This is a genomic window from Salinisphaera sp. S4-8, from assembly GCF_040361235.1.
Taxonomy (GTDB): Bacteria; Pseudomonadota; Gammaproteobacteria; order Nevskiales; family Salinisphaeraceae; genus Salinisphaera.
The window spans coordinates 113,607-132,765 of record NZ_APNF01000004.1; the positions used below are offsets into that span (position 1 = coordinate 113,607).

The following is a 19,159-nucleotide window of genomic DNA, read 5'->3' on the forward strand; positions in this document are numbered from 1 at the left end:
GTCACAGCAGTCGCCTAGCGTGCCGTGGTCAAGGACGCCCGTCAGCGGCGTCATCCATAACAGGCAGTGACCACCACCGAGGGCCGACCATGAGTGAAGAGATCGAAGACCATCGGCTATTGAACGACAGCGAAAACGAGCCGTTTTCCTCCGTACTGGAACGGCGCGTATCCCGGCGCAGCATCATGCGCGGCGGGCTGAGCGTGGCTGCCGTGAGCATGCTCGCCGGCTTTGGTCTGACCGGCTGCAACGACGACGATGACGACAACGTCTCTACCAGCGACGACGATCGCGCCGCCGCCATGATGCTGGCGTTCGAAGCCATCGCGGGATCGAAGACCGACGCGGTCGTCGTGCCCGGCTCGGGCTCCGCCCAGGCCAACGCATCGCTGGCCGCCGGCGCCGCGGCCGCCACGACCGGCGCCTATACCGCCCAGGTGGTCATGCCGTGGGGCACGCCCATCAACAACAGCGGCACGGCCTGGCGTTCAGATCTGGCATTCACGCCGGAAATTCAGGCCAACAGCGTGGGCATGCACCACGACGGCATGCACAACTTCCCGATTTCCGAAGATACCGCGTCGTCGAATTTCATCATGGCGCTCAACAACGAATACATCGACCAGGGCGCGCTCTGGGCAACGCAGGGCGGACCCAGCGATACGCCCCGGCCGGCCGATGAATCACGCACCGAAATCAATGCCCACGGTGTGACCGTGGTGGAACTGCGTCGTGGCGACAACCGCGTGTGGGATGTGGTGCGCAGCTCGCAGTACAACCGCCGTATCACCAGTGCGACGCCCTGCGACCTGGCGGGCCCGGTCGCGGGTAGCTCGTACGTGGTCACCGCCTACGACAACACCGGCATGAGCACGCGCGGCACCAACAACAACTGCGCGAACGGCTATACGCCCTGGGGCACCTATCTGACCTGCGAAGAAAACTGGCCGGATATCTTCCGCAAGGACAGCGGCCGCGAGGCCGATGACGATCGTCTGGGTATTCGGTCGGGTGACACCCGCTACGACTGGGATACATCGGCCGGCGACGAAACGGAAAGCAACGGCGAATTCGCCCGTTTCAATGCCACGCCTTCCGGCGAAACCGCCGCTGACGATTACCGCAACGAGCCGCGTACCTTCGGCTATATCGTCGAAATCGATCCGTATGATGCGACTTCGCGGCCGGTCAAGCGCACCGCGCTTGGGCGTTTTCGTCACGAAGGCTGCTGGCCGGGCAAGCTCGTTGCCGGCGAACCGGTGGTGTTCTACTCGGGCCACGATTCGCGTAACGAATATATCTACAAGTTCGTCTCCGATGCGAAGTGGGATCCGGCGGATGCGAACACCGCCGGTGCCACCACCGATCGCCTGGCCATCGGCGCCAAGTATATGGACAAGGGCACGCTCTATGCGGCCAAGTTCAATGCCGACGGCTCGGGCGAATGGCTGGAACTCGAACCGGATACGATCGTGCCCTCCTCGGCGGGCAGCGCCTACGCCGGCATGACCCTGGCCAGCGCCCTGGGGCTGGAGGCAGGCGATCGGGCCGGCATCATCATCAACACCGCTGATGCCGCCGATCTGATGGGCGCCACGCCCATGGACCGCCCGGAATGGGGCACGGTCGACCCGGTGTCCGGCGAGGTCTATATGACCCTGACCAATAACTCCCAGCGGACGGCGCAAGGCACCCAGCCGACCTACAGCAACGACGGCAGCAGCGACGACGAACCCGGTGTGGGTTTCGCCACGGCCCCCGTGAACGCAGCCAACCCACGTGCCGACAACAGCGACGGTCAGGTCATTCGCTGGGTCGAGCCGTCGCCGGGCGAAACCACGTTCAAATGGGATATCTTCGTGTTCGGTAAGGTGCCGACCAGCGAGGACAAGAACCTGTCGAGTCTGTCGGAGCAGAATTTCTTCTCCAGCTGCGATGGCCTCTGGTACGACGACCGTGGTGACGGGAACGGTATTCTCTGGATCGAAACCGACAGCGGAACCGAGTACACCAATGACCAGGTGCTGGCCGTGGTGCCGCAAGGCCTGGACAAGGGCAACAACGACTCGGTCATCCACGAAGGCAATCAGGCCCAGCTCAAGCGCTTTGCGGTGGGCCCGAACGGCTGTGAAGTCACCGGCATCTTTGCCACGCCCGACAAAACCGCGCTGTTCATCAACATCCAGCATCCGGGCAACTGGCCGGCCGATGACGGCAGCAACACGCCAGATGCCACGGTCGCGCCGAGCGGCACCGTGCGCCCGCGTGCCTCGACGGTGGTGATTCAGAAGGCCGATGGCGGTCAGATCGCGGTCTGACCTGTAATCCGGCACGGGCCGAGAAAGAGCCGCCTTCGGGCGGCTCTTTTTTTGTCTGCTCCACGTGAAACCGTTACGTGGCCTCGGCCAGACAGGCAGAAAACGCATCGGCGAGCGGGTTCTGAATACCGCGACGGCGTAGCAGATGAATCTCCGACGCGCCCGCATTGCCGGCCAACGGCCGAAAGCAGGCGGTATCCCGCGCGGCATGTCTGAGCGGCGCCGGAACCAGGGCAACGCCCATGCCTTTTTCCACCATCGTCACCACGGTCTGCCACAGCCGTGCTTCATGGCGAATCTGCGGGCTGAAGCCCGCCGCCACGCATAGCGCAACGATCCGGTCGTGATAGTGCGGCGAAACTGCGCGTGGGAACAGGATGAACGGTTCTTCGGCCAGGCGGGCCAGCTCGATGGCGCCTGTGCCGGCAAGCCGGTGGCTAATTGGAAGACAGCATAGAAAGGATTCGCGCAGCAGCAGCAGGCTGCGGATCTCGTCGCCGTGACGAATCCCGTGGGAACAGCCCATATCGATGCGCTGGCCCAGCAGGGCGGCGATCTGTTCTTCGCTGTTGAGCTCCTTGAGCACGATATCGATATCGGCATGATCGCGGCCGAAGCGTTCGATCGCCTCGGGCAAGCCGCGAAACAGCATCGAATTGACGAAGCCCACGCGCAGCCGGCCGCTCAGGCGCCGTGCCGAGCGACGTACGAGCTGCTCGGCGTCGGCGGCATGGGCAAGCAGGTTTTCGGCCTCGGTCAACAGCAGCGTGCCGGCATCGGTCAGGGCCACGCGTTTGCTGTTGCGCTCGAGCAGCGTCACGCCCAGCTGTTGCTCGAATTTCTTGATATCGAAACTCAACGCCGGCTGTGAGATATGCAGGCGGCGGGCGGCGCGTCCGAAATGCAGTTCCCGGGCCACGGCCACGAAATAACGCAGTTGTTTGAGGTCCATGATGGCGTTTCCAGCGATAAGCTATGTTTATCGAACAGGAGATCAATTGTATTGGACGTCTATCGAAAGCGCGCCCTAGTCTGCATTCAAGCTCATACGAGAATGCGCCATGTCGACTCCTGCAACCGCGTCGCAAGCGGCGGTTTTGCAAAGCAACATCCCCGATGCGAGGGGGCTGAGCCTGTTCGAGCGCGATCCGGATCTAGCCCGTTTGTTGCGGGTATATCTGGGCGATGCGGACTACGAGAAACTCGAACCGCAGCTCGTCGATCTGGGCGCTCGCGCGGCGGGTGAACTCGACGATCTCGCCATGGCCGCCGACCGCAATCCGCCGGTGCTCGTGCATCGCAACCGGCGCGGCGAAAACGCGCAGTCCATTGAAAAGCACCCGAGCTATACCGCGCTCGAAGGCGTGGCCTATGGCGAGCTGGGGCTGGCCGCGCTCAGTCATACCGATGGCAAGCGCCCGTCGCTGATCAAGTATGCGTTGACCTATCTGTTCGTACAGGCCGAGTTCGGGCTGTGCTGCCCGGTGAGCATGACCGATTCGCTCACCCGCACGCTGCGCAAGTTTGGTGATGCGGCGCTGGTGGATAAGTACCTGCCCTATCTGACCGCCCGCGATATGGACACGCTCTATCAGGGCGCGATGTTCATGACCGAACAGGCCGCAGGTTCGGATATTGCCCGTATTACCACCCGGGCCACCCGCGCAACGGGCGGCGCAGACGGCGAATGGCGTCTACGCGGCGACAAGTGGTTCTGTTCGAACGCCGATGCGGATCTGGCCATGGTGCTCGCCCGGGCCGACGACGGGCCCGGTGGCATGGCCGGTATCGGACTGTTCCTGTTACCGAAAACCCGCGACGACGGCACGCGCAACGGCTATCGCATCGTGCGCCTGAAGGACAAGCTGGGCACGCGCTCGATGGCCAGCGGCGAGATCGTGCTCGAAGACGCCACGGCCTACTTGATTGGCGATATCGGCCGCGGTTTCCAGCAGATCGCGGACATGATGAACATGTCGCGCCTGTCCAACGGCGTACGTGCCGCGGGGCTGATGCGCCGCGCGCTCTCGGAAGCGCTGCACGTCGCCCGCCATCGCGAAGCGTTCGGCAAACGGCTGATCGATATGCCGCTCATGCAGCGCCAGCTGCTCAAGATCATGCTGCCGGCCGAACAGGCGCGCTCCATGTTCATGCATATCAGCCGCTGCCTGGATAAAGCCGATCACGGTGACGAAAACGCAGCCAAGCTGGTGCGCATCCTCACGCCGTTGATCAAGTTTCGCGCCACCCGCGATTCGCGCAAGGCGATCGGCGATGCCATGGAGGTGCGCGGTGGCGTCGGTTATATCGAGGAATGGCCCGAGGCCAAGTTGCTGCGCGATGCGCATCTGGGCTCAATCTGGGAAGGCACGAGCAATATCGTCGCCCTCGATGTGATGCGGGCGATCCGCCGCCAGCACACCCTTGATCCCTTGATCGCCTATCTGCATGCCCGGGTGGCGGACGACGGCATGCCAGCGGCCGCATGGTCGCTGTTCAGCTCGTTCATCGATCGTGTGGCGGCTCTGGCGGCGCGAACCGTCGAACACAACGACGACGACATCGTGCGCCAGGTCGCCAGTGCGCTCTACCACCTCTGCAGTGCGGTGTTCATGGCCTGGGAGGCCGCACAACAAACCCACGACGCGCGCCGGCTTGCGCTGGCGTTTCTGGTGGTGCGCTACAAGTTGCAGCCGGCCGACCCGCTTGCGCCGCAGCCGGCCGGCGACGATGCCGACATACAGCGTGCGCTGCTCGACGAAGCGCCGCTGTCCCTCGAGCAGGCGCTTGCGCTATGCCCGTGAACGACAACGCGCATCCGCGCGCCACGCACGGGCACTGAGCATACCGCCCGGCCGGCGGCGATAAGAACCATCAAGAACAATCAAAAACAGCCCGGAGGAGACAATCGATGAAAACCAAGGCGTTACTGCGTTCGTTGATCGCGGGTGCGGGCCTGGCCGCCTGTACCCTGTTTGGTGTGTCGGGTGCGATGGCCGATGCGGAAGTCAACGGCGCGCCGGCACTACCGTCGACGATGACCTGGTCGTCCTACGATATCGGTTCTGCCGGCTATGCCGAGGCCTCGGCGATTGCGGATGCCTTCGGCAAGGACTACGGCACGCGGATTCGTATTCAGCCGTCCGGTTCGGCGGTAGGCCGGCTCGAACCGTTGTTGCGCGGCCGGGCCCAGGTCGGTTTTCTCGCCACGGAAACGTTTTTCGCCGCCGAGGGCGTCGCCGATTTCGCCGCGCGGCGCTGGGGCCCGCAGGATCTGCGCGTAATCGCCGGCCGCCCGTCCTCGTTCGGCGTGTTCACCGCGCGCGATGCTGGTATCGAAACCCTGCAACAGCTCAAGGGCCAGCGCGTGGCCTATACCGCCGGTAACCCGTCGACCAATCTCAAATGCGATGCGTTTCTGGCCTTTGCCGGGCTGACCCGCGACGATGTCAACGCGATTATGTTCCCGACCTATAGCGCAACGATGAGCGCGCTCGCCCAGGGCAAGGCGGATGCAGCCTGTACCACGCCGACCACGAGCCAGACCTACGAACTGGCCGAATCGCCGCGCGGTATCCGCTGGCTGGAACTGTCACCGGATAACAAGGCCGGCTGGGCACGGCTGCAGAAGGTTGCGCCGTTTTTTCAGCCCTATCAGGAAACCATCGGCGGCGGCATCAGCAAGGATCACCCGGTGGATATTCTGGCCTATCGCTATCCGATGATGGTGGTGCCCGCGGATGCCGACGAGAATTTCGTCTACAACTATCTCAAGGCGCTGGATCAGGCCTTTCCCGAATACCAAAACGCCACCGCGGCGATGAAACGCTGGGCGCTGGATCGCGCCGGCACGCCGCCGATCGATGTGCCGTTTCATTCGGGCGCGATCGCGTATCTCAAGGAAAAAGGCATCTGGACCGACGAGATGCAGCAATGGAACGACCAGCGTCTGACGCGCCTGAATGCGCTGCGCGCGGCCTGGAAAGAAACCGTGGCCGAGTCCCAGGGTGAAAGCGATGCGGCGTTTGAAAAGCGCTGGCAGGCCCGGCGCAAAGAGGGCATCGAGGGCTTGTAGTTTCGGCGCGGGCCGGCCTCAGTACAGATGACAACGCGCGCTATGGCCGGCCCCGAACGCACGGGCTTGCGGCGACTCTCGCTTGCAGCGATCCATGACATGCGCACAACGCGGATGGAATCGACAACCCGCCGGCGGGTTCGCCGGTGACGGCAGATCGCCCGCCAGATGGATGCGTTCGCCGTGATGGCGGTTGTCGACGCGCGGCATGGCCGACAGCAGGGCTTGTGTGTACGGGTGCTTGGGCGCTGAGAGCAACTCGGCGGCCGGGCCGCGCTCGACGATTTCGCCCAGATACATGACCGCGATGTCGTCGGCCAGATAGCTCACCACCGCCATATCGTGGGTGATGAAAAGATAGGCCAGATTGCGCTCGGCCTGCAGGCGTTTGAGCAGGTTGAGCACCTGCGCCTGAACCGATACATCCAGCGCGCTGGTCGGCTCGTCGCAGATCAGCAGGTCCGGTTCGAGCGCCAGCGCCCGGGCGATACAGATACGCTGGCGCTGGCCGCCTGAAAACTCGTGCGGGTAGCGATCCAGGGCTGCGGCCGGCAGACCGACGTCGGCCAGCAGCTCGGTGGCAATACGGCGGCGCTCGGCGCTGTTCTGGCCGATCTTCTGCGCAACGAGCCCTTCGGCGATGATCTCGCCGACCAGCATGCGCGGGTTCATGGCCGAAAACGGATCCTGAAAGATCATCTGCAGGTGCCGGCGCGCAGCGCGCAGCCGCCTGCCGGACAGGGCCGCCAGATCGTCGCCGCCGAAGCGTAGCGTGCCGGCGGTCGGTTCGATCAGCCGGGCGAGTGCACGCCCGAGAGTGGTCTTGCCACAGCCGGATTCCCCGACCAGTGCCAGCGTGCGCCCGCATTTGATATCCAGCGATATGCCGTCGACCGCGCGTACGTGTCCCACGGTGCGTTTGAACACCCCCTTGGTGATCGGAAAATGCACGGCCACATCGCGGGCTTCGAGCAGCGTTTCCGGTTCTGTTTCGCCCTTGGCCTTGTCGGCCGTGGTATCGGCTGCTGCAAGCGCGGCCGGTAAGGGTTCACCGCGATAGTTCGAGTCGTAGAGATGGCAGCGAACCCGCGCGCCGGCATCGGTCTGCCAGGCGGGCGCGCTGGTACGGCAGGCCGCCCAGGCATATTCACAGCGATCGGCAAACCGACAGGCCGGAAGATCGGATGTGAGCGGCGGCACGGTGCCGGGGATGGCGGCGAGCTGGCACCCGCGCTGGGTGGCGCCGGGCAGCGAGGCGAACAGCTTGCGCGTATAAGGATGGCGCGGTGCCTTGAACAGCGTCTCGCGGTCGGCGAGTTCCACGATATGCCCGGCATACATCACTGCCACACGATCGGCCACTTCGTTGACCACGGCCAGATCGTGGGTGATCAGCAACAGCGCCATGCCGCGCTCGCGCTGCAGGCGGGCCAGCAGCGCGAGAATCTGGGCCTGAATGGTCACATCCAGCGCGGTCGTGGGTTCGTCGGCGATCAGCACATCCGGCTCGCCGGCCAGGGCAATGGCGATCACCACGCGCTGCTTGAGCCCGCCCGATAACTGATGCGGATAGGCATCCCAGCGCGCGGTTGGGTCGGGCATGCCGACCTCTTCGAGCAGCGCCAGGCCGCGCTCGCGCCGGGCATTGCCGCGCAGCCCGGCATGGGTCGCCAGTGCTTCGCCGACCTGCTGGCCGACGGTCAGCACGGGATTGAGCGCGCTCATCGGCTCCTGGAACACCATGCCGATACGCGCGCCGCGGCGTTCGCGCATGGCCGCCTCGGACAGGCCGAGCAGATCCTCCCCGCCCAGACGTACCGTGCCGTCCAGCACGCGGGTATTGGTTTGGGGTGTCAGCCCCATCAGCGACAGCGCCGTCATCGATTTGCCGCAGCCGGATTCGCCCAGCAGGGCCAGGGTTTCGCCCGGTGCGATGGCAAAGCTCACGGCATCGACCGCGCGCAGCACGCCAGCGGGCGTATCCAGATGCGTACGCAGCGCCTCGACTTCGAGCAGGGGGGGATTGGATGTCATGCGCTGAGTAAATCACCGGCGGGAGAAAAACGAAACCACCGACGCCTCGAGCGTCGGGCAAAAAAAACGACCGACAGGCAAAACGCCCTGTCGGTCGCGGTTTCTTCGGCTGCGGGGTCGCGAAGCCACCGGGCGGATACTGCGCCGCCCGGCGCCTTCGCCACGCCCTAGAGCTGGCCTTTCTGCACGCGCGAGCCTTCGCGCGCCTTGCCCAGCGAGGGTTCCTGGCCCTGCGGCTCCGGCTCGTTGCGAACCGAGTATTCGCTCTTGCCGTCCAGCGACGGGCCGTGGCCCCAACGGCCTTCCGGCGCCTGCTTGTCGAGCAGCGTATTCAGGTAATAGTAGGAATGTTCCTTCGCCTCGTGATCATCCGGCGTGGTGTTGGGGATCGGCAGCTGGGCTTCCATGCCACCCAGTTCCTCTATCACCGCCAGCCACTGCTGCTGATGATAGGTATCGCGGGCGATCAGGAACGCCAGGAAGTCCTTCATGCCGTGGTCGTCGGTCCAGTTGTACAGGCGCGAGGCCAGTACACGCCCGCCGGCTTCGGCTGCCACGTTGCACATCATGTCTGCACCGATATTGCCGGTGGCATAGACATGGCTCATGTCGAAGGGCACGCCGTTGGCGTTGACCGGCATGGCCGACAATCCCGAGGAGAGCAGATGACGCGGATTCATGCCGCCGAGAATGGCGTTGATGACCGGGTCCTTGGCGGATTCTTCCTGGTAGGACAGCGGCGCGCCTTCGAGATTGAGTGCGACCGCGTGGCCGAGCATCTCGATATGCGATAACTCTTCGGTGGCCGTAGACATGAGCAGGTCGCGAATACGGTCGTCACCGCGGGCGCCCATCGCCTGAAAGAAATACTGCATGGCCACGCGGATCTCGCCCTCGATGCCGCCGATCGCCTGCTGGAGCATCATGGCGAACTGCGGATCGGGGGTATCGACCTTGACCGGGTACTGGAGCTTGGAGGAGTGACGGAACATAAATAGTCCTTGTTAAATAGTAAGAAAGGAACGGAAATCGCGCGGTGCGCGAGCGACAGGCGCGATCAGGCGCGCTCTTTCATCCATTCCTTGTGGCGGGCTTCGTCGGCCATGCCGGCCCGCAGTTTCTCGGCGAGTTCGCCGTCTACGTCATCGCGTTCGGATGCGCTGCGATAGGCCGATTCGGTCTCGACTTCGTTGGTGGCCATGGCCGTGAGAATGGCGGAATCGCCCGCCAGGGCGGCCACCTTGACCTTGCCTTCGGTGAGCAGATGCTTGGGGCCGCTACCGGCGGGCACCTCGGCGCCCAGGCCCGTGATATGCGGCGTCAGATCGGCGATATGCCGTTCGTGGTCCTTGCGGAATGCGCGCAGCATCTCCTGTGCCTTGGTGTCTTCGAGGCGTTCGATCGCGGCGTCGTAGGCGTCGATCGCGTCGTAGTCGAGCCGCACCAGATTCTGGAGCAGGTCGGTGAGTTCGGATTCGTTGCCAACCAGAGTGACCATATATAAAGGCCTGATTTGAAGCTGAGCCCAGACCATGCGCCTTTTGAATCAGGCCGGTATATGCGCATCAATACCCTCAGCAGTTGTACCTATGTACTCTTGTGAGGGGGCGCTGGGCGGTGTTCGAGGCGGCCTTAGTAGTCGCTGCGCATCACCCGTTGAAGGTCGCGCTTGAGACGCCGCCTGTGGCGCCACCCTTTCAATAACGTCGTGTCTACTGACGTTGGGCCCACGTGTTCGCCAGCGGAATCGAGGCTAAAGTCACGCACCGCGCCGATGAGTTTTTCGTCCGGGCCGTAGTTCAGGATCGCGGTAACGGTTAAGCGCTGCAGGTTAATCGTGGACACGGGCGCTTTGCGGCTGGCGGTCAGGCCGGCGTCGAAGGCGCTGGATTCGAGCAAATCGCTGAACCGGCCAAGGCTGATATGGGCATTGCCCTGCACCGGGCCCAGCACGCCTGTGCGGGTATAGCCACCGCCGGCTTCCTCATCGCTGGCCGGCTGGTAGGCGTTGACCGTACCCCGCGCATGGCCGTCGGCGGTCTGCATATCGATGAATACGGAGCGCAGATAGGCCGACTCGAGGCCCATATTGGCCAGATAGCAGCGCGACTGCAGGCCGCGCCCGCCGGCCTGCTTCAAGAACAGTCGCGGCAACTGACTGCGATACAGGCCCTTGGCCATCAGCTGGCCGTAAACGGTCCAGACGATAAGCGTGGCAGCCGTTATGCACAACGTAAGCACCTGGGCGTTGGCGCTGATGAAATCCCACATGTTGGCGGCTCGACGCGATTTTGAACGGCCACCCTACAGGTCATGGGCCCGCCCCGGCGCTGCCCAGACAGTGAAGGCATCTCCCTATAGATGAAAAAGTGATTTGTATTTCAATTAATATTCTTTTTTGTCGGGTATTCGGGCCGGATAGAGTTCGCGTCCTGATCTCATCTTCCGGCGTTTCGGGTGCAAAAACTTATATTGTTCGGTATTGCGGGTTTCGTTGCGCAACTGGTCGACGGCTCGCTTGGCATGGGCTATGGGCTGACCTCGTCTACCATGCTGATCGCGCTCGGCATCAGCCCGGCGGTGGCCTCGGCGTCGATTCATTTCGCCGAGATCGCGACCACGGCCGCCTCCGGGACGGCCCATTATCGGTTCGGCAATGTCGACGTGGCCCTGCTCAAGCGTATGGTCGTACCGGGCGCCCTCGGTGCCTTCGTCGGAGCGCTGTTTCTGGGCTCGATCTCGGGCGATCTGATCAAGCCGTTCGTATCGGCCTTCTTGCTGCTGCTGGGCGTGTACGTCACCGCTTCGGTCCTGCTGGGCCTGCGTAAAACGCGGGAGAAGAAGCTGCTGTCGCACTGGAAAACGGTGCCGCTATCGATCGTGGCGGGATTTTTCGACAGTGTGGGCGGCGGTGGCTGGGGGCCGATCGCCACGCCCACGCTCATGGCCCATGCCGGCATGGAACCGCGGCGCGTGGTGGGCACGGTCGATGCCAGCGAGTTCGCCGTGACGCTCGCCGGCTCGCTGGGGTTTCTGCTCGTGCTCGGCCTGCATGGCATCAACTGGTCGTGGGTGGCGATCTTTGCCGTCAGCGGGCTCATCGCGGCGCCGATCGCCGCCGCACTCGTGCGCTATCTGCCCGCCCAGGTGCTGGCCGCGATCGTGGGCGGCGCGATCATTCTGACCAACGCCCGTACCGTGCTGGCCTCGCTCGGCGTCGATACGGCGGTGGTGAACTCGCTGCTGCTGGGTGGGCTCGTGCTGTGGGCCGCGCTCGTGGCCTATGTCGTACGCCAGCATCGCCGCAGCGCGACGCTTGCCGAGGCAACCGCCTGAGCGCCGGCCGCAGTCAATAGGTGGTAGCTATCGGGCGCCGCCGGCTGGCTCAGCCGGTGCCCGGCGTTTGACAGCCCGCCCGCCTTCGGCGCCGCGCAGGCGCGGGTCGAAGGCATCGCGTACGACGTCCGCGAACAGATTGGCGGCCAGTACCAGCACCAGCATGAATACGAAGGCCCCGCCCAGGCGCCACCACACGATCGGGTCGCGCGCCATTTCCAGGCGCGCGGCGTTGATCATGTTGCCCCAGCTGTTCATGGTCGGGTCCACACCCACGCCGATATAGCTGAGCACGGCTTCGGCTAGCACGAGCGCCGAGAAATCCAGCACCACCTGGATCAGCACGATATGCATGACGTTGGGCAGCATGTGCTTGCCTAGAATGCGCATGGGGGAGGTGCCCAGCCCACGTGCGGCGCTCACGTAATCCAGTTCCGAGAGCTTGCGAACCTCGGCACGCAGCAGCCGGCACAGTCCCGTCCAGCTGGTGATGCCCAGAATCAGGCACAGGAACAATAGCCGCAGGTCGGCGCGTGCCGTGGTCGAGCCGAAGGCCTCGGCATGGTTCTCCATATAGACCTGCATCATCAGTACCGCGGCGGCGATGAGCAGTACGCCCGGTATCGATGACAGGGTGGTGTAGAGATACTGGATGACGTCGTCCACCCAGCCACGGAAATAGCCGGCGAGCGTGCCCAGCAGCAGGGCAAAGGGCAGCATTACCAGCGTGGTGAGCGTGCCGATCGCAAGACCCGTGCGAATACTCTTGATTGCCTGATAGAGCACGTCCTGGCCCACCTTGTCGGTGCCCAGCACGTGGTATTCGCCCGCCAGGCAAGCGGTCACGCCCACGAGTACGGCAAGCACCGCCATGGCGATCAATGCCGCCCGCCAGGCCAGCGGCGTGTTATCGGTCGCGATGTCGCGCGCCACCGTGGCCGGCGAGAGGCGTTGATGGGCGGCGATCAGTCCGATCAACGGCACGCACAGCGCCAGCCATACGGCCAGGCCCCAGCCCGCACCCCGGGCCGCGCGGCGGGCGATATCCTCACCGCGGGTCAGGCCGCTGTCGTTGAGCGATGTGCCCGCATGGGCCAGATGCGGATAGACCTGGGCCTTGCTGCCATCGGCGGCGGTCACCACCTGCTGCACGTAGGAGTGCAGGGCGAACGGCGCCGAATAGGTGTATTCGGTGTGTTCGATCAACGGCGCGGCGATCGTATCCAGCACGCTCACGACCTCGCCCGAAACGCGGGTTTCGCCGGCCTCGTTGGTCATCGTCGGCCGGTAGTGGATGCTGTCGAGCACGCCGATGGCCGTGTAGGCCAGCAGTATTACCAGCGTGACCATCCCAACCGGCCGGGCAAACACCCGCAGCCACGGCACCCGCAACGGCTTGCTGCGCGCAGCGCACACCACGAACACCGCGATCGCAATCAGCAGCAGGTAGATCAGCGCGTCGGTGTAGAGCAGGACGTACAAGTTCTTCAGCTATGCCGGTAAGGAAATGTCGTCGGTGAGGCGATCAGGCCGCGTCGAACTCGATTGGCTCGACTGTATCCAGATCGATCGTACGCCGGGCCTGCCAAAGTTCGTATTGATCCTGCATCGCCATCCAGCTTTCGGGCGAACGACCTAGTGCTTTCGACAGCCGCAGCGCCATTTCGGAACTGATGCCGCTCGTGCCCTTGAGTACGCGATTGAGTGTGGACGGCGATACGCCGAGCTTGCCGGCCAGCGTCCGCCCGGTGATGCCGAATGGCTGCATGTAGACATCACGGATGAACTCACCGGGATGCGGGGGATTGTGCATGGTCATCAGTGATAATCCTCGTAATTCAGCACGTACGCGTGGCCCTCTCGAAATTCGAAGGTGAGGCGCCAATTGCCGCTCACCCATATCGACCATCGATCAACGCTGTCTCCACTGAGCGAATGCAGCTTGAAGCCGGGTATATCCATGTCGTTGACCGTTTGCGCGGTATCGAGCGCGGCGAGCTGCATCCGTAACCGCTTTGCATGATCGGGCTGTATGCCCGCCTTTGAACCGGTTTCGTAATATCGCTTGAGGCCTTTATGCCGGAACGATTTGATCACGGGCTGATATTAGCGCGTTGCGCAACACGCAACAAGAATCGAAATTTCCCCACAATCCGGCACTCATAACCGTATCCGCGGATCAAACAGCGTATAGCTGATATCGGTGAGCAGCAGGCCGACGATATAGAGCACGGAGCCGAGGAAGACCATCGCCCGCACGATAGCGAAGTCCTGGTTGTTGATGGCTTCGATGGTATAGCTGCCCAGTCCCGGGATGCCGAAAAAGGACTCCATGATCAGGCTGCCCATGAACAGTAGCGGCAGCAGCACGACCACGCCGGTGAGAATCGGGATCATGCCGTTCTTGAGCACATGCACGAACAGAATGCGCAGGTCCGACAAACCCTTGGCGCGGGCGGTACGGACATAATCCTTGCCGTATTCCTCCATGAAGATGGTGCGATACCAGCGGGTGCCCGAGCCGATGCCGCCCACCACGCCGATGATCACCGGCAGCACCAGGAACTTGCCCATGTCCCAGCCCGCGTCAAAACCGGAAATGGGCACCAGATTCATGAGCTTGCCGGCCACGTACTGGCCCGCGATGATGTAGAACAGCGGCGAGATCGACATCAGCACCACGCACAGCACCACGCCGCCCCAGTCGATGGCGGTCGAGCGAAAGAACACCAGCAGCAGCCCGAAGGTGATGTTCACCAGCATGCCCACGATGAGCGTGGGTACGGCCAGCGCCAGGCTCGGACCCATGCGTTCGAGAATGTCTGAGGAAATCGAGCGACCGGAATCAGAATGCCCGAAGTCGAAGGCGATTACTTTTACTGATTTCTGAAAGAACAGCGTCTCGGTCAGGCTGTCGAGACCGTCGGCTTGCTCGTTATAGATATAGGGCAAGTCGTAGCCGTGGGTGGCTTTCCATGTCTGGATCGCCTCAGGCGTAACCCGCTTGAAGCCGAGCTGCATGCGGGCGATATCGTCCGGTGTGTTGACCACGAAGAACAATAAGAACGTGATCAGGTTCACGCCGATGAGCACCGGGATCGCGTAGAGCGCACGGCGAATGATGTAGGCCAGCATCAGCGCATGCTCCGTCGAACAGTGCCGTTTTCGCGCCGGCGATAAATCCAGACGCCGGGTAGCAGCAGTGCGACCAACAGCGCGATGCCTGCAGCGATGGGCCAAAGCACTGGGTCGTTCCATTCACGGCGCTTTTCGCCACGCAGCGCGCCGTCCAGGCGCAGGTATTTCAACGAGCTCTGGATCATGCCGTTGGGCTTGGTGTTGTGCAGCCACTGGTGGTAGAGCGCGTACTGTCGCGGGAAATACCCCCATTGCCAGGGGGCGTCGCGGCGCAGGATCGTGAGCATGCGCTCGATGATCGCCTGGCGCTCAGGGCTGTTCTCCATCACCCGCATCTGGCGAAACAGCCGGTCGTATTCGTCGTTTGAATAGTTGGCATAGTTCGAGCCGGCGTGCTCGGCGGTGCCGTTGGGCCCGTAGAGCTGCGACAGGAAATTCTCCGGGTCCGGATAGTCGGCCATCCAGCCGCTGCCGAAATAGATCTGGACATTGCCTTCGGCGATTTTCTTTTGAAAACGCGGCCAGGTCGTGGCACGCACGACCAGCTGAATACCGAGCTTGTCGAACTGCTGGCGCATCCAGTCCATTTGCGTCTTGAACTCGGGGCCGGTGGCCGGCGTATCGATATTCACCAGCAGCGATTGGCCGGTGTTCGGATCGATACCGTTCGGATAGCCGGCCTCGGCGAGCAGCTTACGCGCAGCGTCGATCGGCTTGCGAACCGCTTCGCCGTCAACCCAGTCGTAAACCACCGGGTTCATCCCGGCCTTGCCGTCCTCATATCCGAACAGCCCGGGCGGAATCGGGCCCTGGGCGACAATGCCGCGGCCGTTGAGAAACAACGGGATATAGCTTTCCATATCGATAGCGATCGAGATCGCCTGGCGCAGCTTGCGCCCGGATTCATCCAGACCGCCGACCACGTCGTCGTTGAGGTTGAAGCCCAGATAGAAGATGCCGGGCAGAACCGTGGTGGCCAGATCCATACCGTGCGCGGCCATGGTCTGGGTCAGGCTTGGATTGCCCTCGGCATCAATATTGATCGCCTGGCCGAAGGCATCGTCGCTGATGCCGGAGACGTCGTAATAGCCCTGCAGGAACTTGTTCCAGTAGGGGATGGATTCCTGTTCGCGGGAATAGACCGCGCGTTTGATGAACGGCAACGGCTTGCCAGCATCGGCCAGCAGGCCGGCAGCGCGGTCGCCGGCCTCGCCTTCGCTGGGATAGCGCTGGCCGTGAAAATTCGGATTGGCCGCGAGCACCATGCGCTGGTTCGGATTATTTTCGGTAAGCATGTAGGCACCGGTGCCCACCGGAAACGTATCCAGCGTGATGTTGCGGGATTTGAGCGCCGGCTGATCGTAAAAGCGCGTCACTTCCGGTGGCACCGGCGCGAAGAAGGCCAGTGCCAGCCAGTAGCGCAGCTGCGGATAGACGCCTTCAACGCGGATTTCGTAGCGGTGATCGTCGATCACGCGGGCGCCCTCGAAATCAAAGGCGGTGAGGTCGAGCGACTGGCCGGGCGCCAGTTCGCTGCGTGCGGCCTCCAGGCGTTCGCGCAGTTCGCCCAGGCCCACGATATGCGCGCTCATGAGCCCGAAGATCGGCGAATTCACCTCGGGGCTGGCGAGACGCTTGATTTCATGGACATAGTCGCCGGCACGTAGTTCGCGCGTACCCTGATGTTCGAAATCGGCCGGACGGGTAATGCCCACCATGTCGGACAGGGTCAGATTGTCGTAGCGTGGATTGCCGTCTGCGTTTTTCGCAAACGCCGGATGCGGCTGGTAGCGAATGCCGGGCCGGATATCGACGGTATACACACTCGTGGCCACGTCTTCTGCCGGCGTGTCGTCGGGCAGCTTATTGCCGTCGGCGTCGAGATACTGTGGTTCGGGGACCTCGGTCGCGGTCGCCGGAATGAGTGTATAGGGCCGTTTCAGATAGTGATATTGCAACGGCGGCTCGTAGATCGCGCCGGTAAAACTGGCCTCGTCGGTGGCATAGGAGCGCGCCGGATCCAGATGACGCGGCGGCTCGCGAAACGAGCTGTAGTAGATATCGCTGTCGCTATCGGCGTCCGGATAGGGATTGTTCCACGGCCCGTTGCAAGCGCTGGTTGCCAGCACCAACAGCGCGCATGCGGCCAGCCGCAGGCCGTTCAGGCGATGCATTCGATCAGGGTTCGCGGTAGGCGCATCCTGCCAATGTAGACGATCGGGAAAGCCGCCCCAAGTCGTTTCGTCGGCGTGCGCGCCACCTTCGTCGTATGGAGCGCGTGCGGTGCGCGCTGGCACATTGGATGGAATAACAAAACGTCGATCGAGGAGTGTTGCATGTCCTACCAGGCCGAGTTCGAACAGGCCCTGCGCGATCCGGAAGGGTTCTGGGGCGAGGCGGCCGGCGCGATTCGCTGGACGCGCGCGCCGGAGCAGATTCTGGACGATAGCCGCGCGCCGTTCTATCGCTGGTACCCGGACGGCGAACTCAATACGGCGGACAATTGCCTCGACCGGCATGTGGAGGCCGGGCGTGGCGACGTGACCGCGCTGATCCACGACAGCCCGGTCACGAATTCGCAGCAGCGCTACAGCTATGTCCAGCTGCGCGACGCGGTCGCTAAGTTCGCCGGCGTGATTCGCAACCAGGGCGTGGAAAAAGGCGATCGCGTGATCATCTATATGCCGATGATCCCCGAAGCGGTCATCGCCATGCTCGCCTGTGCGCGTATCGGCGCGGTGCATTCGGTGGTGTTCGGCGGCTTTGCCGGCGCCGAGTTAGCCAAACGGATCGACGACGCCACGCCCAAGCTCGTGCTGTCGGCCTCCTGCGGCATCGAGCCCACGCGTATCGTCGAATACAAACCGCTGCTCGACCGCGGTCTGGAACTGGCCGAGCACCGTGTCGAGCGTTGCGTGATCTTTCAGCGCGAAACGCAGCGCTGTGCGCTCACGCCCGGCCGCGATATCGACTGGACCGACGCCCTGGCCGACGCCGAGCCGGTGGACTGTGTGCCGGTGGCTGCCACCGATCCGTTGTATATCCTGTATACCTCCGGTACCACGGGCAAGCCAAAGGGTGTGGTGCGTGACAACGGCGGTCATGCCGTGGCCATGCACTATTCCATGCGTGCGGTTTACGGGCTGAGCCAGGACGATGTGTTCTGGACCGCCTCGGATGTCGGCTGGGTCGTGGGCCATTCCTATATCGTCTATGCACCGCTGCTGCTGGGCTGCACTTCGGTGATGTACGAAGGCAAGCCGGTGGGCACCCCCGATGCCGGGGCGTTCTTCCGGGTGATCGCCGAACATGAGGTCGACGTGTTCTTCACCGCGCCGACGGCGTTTCGGGCGATCAAGAAAGTCGACCCGAACGGCGAGCTGGCCGCGCAGTACGACGTGTCCAGCCTGCGCGCGCTGTTTCTGGCCGGCGAACATACCGACCCGGATACGGCTGCCTGGGCCGGCGACAAACTGGATGTACCCGTGATCGATCACTGGTGGCAGACCGAAACCGCCTGGCCGATGAGCGCCAACCCGCTGGGTCTCGAACGCCTTGACGTGCCGCCCGGCTCGGCAGGCCGGCCCGTGCCCGGCTACGACATCCACGTGCTCGCGCCCGACGGCGAAGAAGTACCCAACGGCGAAATGGGCGATATCTGCGTGAAGTTGCCGCTGCCACCGGGCTGTTTCCCCACGCTGTGGCAGAACGACGAACGCTACAAATCGTCGTATCTCGAGACGTTCGACGGCTACTACCGTTCCGGCGATGCGGGCTATTTCGATGCCGATGGCAATCTGTGGGTAATGAGCCGGGTGGACGACATCATCAACGTCGCCGGGCATCGCCTGTCCACCGGCGTGATCGAGGAAGTCATCGCTGCCCATGCAGATGTGGCCGAAGCCGCCGTCGTGGGCGCGGCCGATGCCGACAAGGGCCAGCTGCCGGTCGCCATGGTCGTACTAAAATCCAGCGCCACCCGTGCGGGTGACGAGATCGTGGCCGAACTGGTCGCGATCGTGCGCGATCAGATCGGCCCCGTGGCGGCCTTTCGGCATGTGGCGATCGTCGATCGCCTGCCCAAGACCCGGTCCGGCAAGGTTGTAAGGGCCACGCTGCGAGAGATCGCCGACGGCAAGGACTGGACCACGCCGGCCACCATCGACGACCCGGCGATTCTCACCGAAATCGAGGCCCAGCTCGGCCAGATCGGCTACGCCCGCCGCCGCAGCGGCTGACCGCGTGCTTCGCAGGTGCC

The 19,159-nt window shown here is 63.4% G+C and carries 15 protein-coding genes; 5 read left to right on the forward strand and 10 right to left on the reverse strand.

Annotated features, from left to right (window positions below):
- Positions 1-89 precede the first annotated feature (89 nt).
- The gene (locus tag S4A8_RS07400) at positions 90-2,318 is read left to right on the forward strand and encodes a PhoX family protein (RefSeq protein WP_353219661.1); all 2,229 of its coding nucleotides are present in this window, start codon (positions 90-92) and stop codon (positions 2,316-2,318) included.
- Between the two features lie 73 nt (positions 2,319-2,391).
- Here the strand turns inward: S4A8_RS07400 and S4A8_RS07405 are convergent, their stop codons facing one another.
- A complete protein-coding gene (locus S4A8_RS07405) occupies positions 2,392-3,270 on the reverse strand; it encodes a LysR family transcriptional regulator (RefSeq protein WP_353219662.1) in 879 nt (292 codons plus the stop codon).
- A 109-nt stretch (positions 3,271-3,379) separates the two neighbouring features.
- Here S4A8_RS07405 and S4A8_RS07410 point away from each other — a divergent pair, with 109 nt between their 5' ends.
- On the forward strand, positions 3,380-5,122 hold the full coding sequence (locus S4A8_RS07410; protein WP_353219663.1) for an acyl-CoA dehydrogenase family protein: 1,743 nt from the start codon (positions 3,380-3,382) through the stop codon (positions 5,120-5,122).
- A 107-nt stretch (positions 5,123-5,229) separates the two neighbouring features.
- The gene (locus S4A8_RS07415; protein WP_353219664.1) at positions 5,230-6,393 is read left to right on the forward strand and encodes a TAXI family TRAP transporter solute-binding subunit; all 1,164 of its coding nucleotides are present in this window, start codon (positions 5,230-5,232) and stop codon (positions 6,391-6,393) included.
- 18 nt (positions 6,394-6,411) lie between these two features.
- Here the strand turns inward: S4A8_RS07415 and S4A8_RS07420 are convergent, their stop codons facing one another.
- The 4 genes from S4A8_RS07420 to S4A8_RS07435 form a co-directional block, all read right to left on the reverse strand.
- On the reverse strand, positions 6,412-8,427 hold the full coding sequence (locus tag S4A8_RS07420; RefSeq protein ID WP_353219665.1) for an ABC transporter ATP-binding protein: 2,016 nt from the start codon (positions 8,425-8,427) through the stop codon (positions 6,412-6,414).
- A gap of 167 nt (positions 8,428-8,594) precedes the next feature.
- Complete coding sequence (locus tag S4A8_RS07425; protein ID WP_353219666.1) at positions 8,595-9,419, reverse strand: manganese catalase family protein; 825 nt, start codon at positions 9,417-9,419, stop codon at positions 8,595-8,597.
- 65 nt (positions 9,420-9,484) lie between these two features.
- Positions 9,485-9,925 carry a DUF2383 domain-containing protein gene (locus S4A8_RS07430; RefSeq protein WP_006914207.1) on the reverse strand — a complete coding sequence of 147 codons (441 nt, stop codon included), beginning with the start codon at positions 9,923-9,925 and terminating at the stop codon, positions 9,485-9,487.
- Positions 9,926-10,059: 134 nt separating this feature from the next.
- Complete coding sequence (locus S4A8_RS07435; RefSeq protein ID WP_353219667.1) at positions 10,060-10,698, reverse strand: hypothetical protein; 639 nt, start codon at positions 10,696-10,698, stop codon at positions 10,060-10,062.
- Positions 10,699-10,884: 186 nt separating this feature from the next.
- Between S4A8_RS07435 and S4A8_RS07440 the strand changes: the two genes are divergently transcribed.
- Positions 10,885-11,763 carry a sulfite exporter TauE/SafE family protein gene (locus tag S4A8_RS07440; RefSeq protein ID WP_353219668.1) on the forward strand — a complete coding sequence of 293 codons (879 nt, stop codon included), beginning with the start codon at positions 10,885-10,887 and terminating at the stop codon, positions 11,761-11,763.
- 27 nt (positions 11,764-11,790) lie between these two features.
- Here S4A8_RS07440 and S4A8_RS07445 read toward each other — a convergent pair whose 3' ends face one another.
- From S4A8_RS07445 to S4A8_RS07465, 5 genes are all read right to left on the reverse strand, one after another.
- A complete protein-coding gene (locus S4A8_RS07445) occupies positions 11,791-13,245 on the reverse strand; it encodes an ABC transporter permease (RefSeq protein WP_502950712.1) in 1,455 nt (484 codons plus the stop codon).
- Between the two features lie 43 nt (positions 13,246-13,288).
- Positions 13,289-13,582 carry a HigA family addiction module antitoxin gene (locus S4A8_RS07450; protein WP_502950713.1) on the reverse strand — a complete coding sequence of 98 codons (294 nt, stop codon included), beginning with the start codon at positions 13,580-13,582 and terminating at the stop codon, positions 13,289-13,291.
- Entirely contained in the window at positions 13,582-13,860 is a 279-nt protein-coding gene (locus tag S4A8_RS07455) for a type II toxin-antitoxin system RelE/ParE family toxin (protein ID WP_353219670.1), read from the reverse strand. The genes S4A8_RS07450 and S4A8_RS07455 overlap by 1 nt, the downstream gene beginning before the upstream one ends.
- A gap of 63 nt (positions 13,861-13,923) precedes the next feature.
- Entirely contained in the window at positions 13,924-14,898 is a 975-nt protein-coding gene (locus S4A8_RS07460) for an ABC transporter permease (RefSeq protein WP_353219671.1), read from the reverse strand.
- On the reverse strand, positions 14,898-17,075 hold the full coding sequence (locus tag S4A8_RS07465) for an ABC transporter substrate-binding protein (RefSeq protein WP_353219672.1): 2,178 nt from the start codon (positions 17,073-17,075) through the stop codon (positions 14,898-14,900). Before S4A8_RS07465 ends, S4A8_RS07460 begins: the two co-directional genes overlap by 1 nt.
- Before the next feature lie 162 nt (positions 17,076-17,237).
- Between S4A8_RS07465 and S4A8_RS07470 the strand changes: the two genes are divergently transcribed.
- Positions 17,238-19,139, forward strand: coding sequence for an AMP-binding protein (locus S4A8_RS07470; protein WP_353219673.1), 1,902 nt, complete (start codon positions 17,238-17,240; stop codon positions 19,137-19,139).
- The last annotated feature ends 20 nt before the right edge of the window (positions 19,140-19,159 follow it).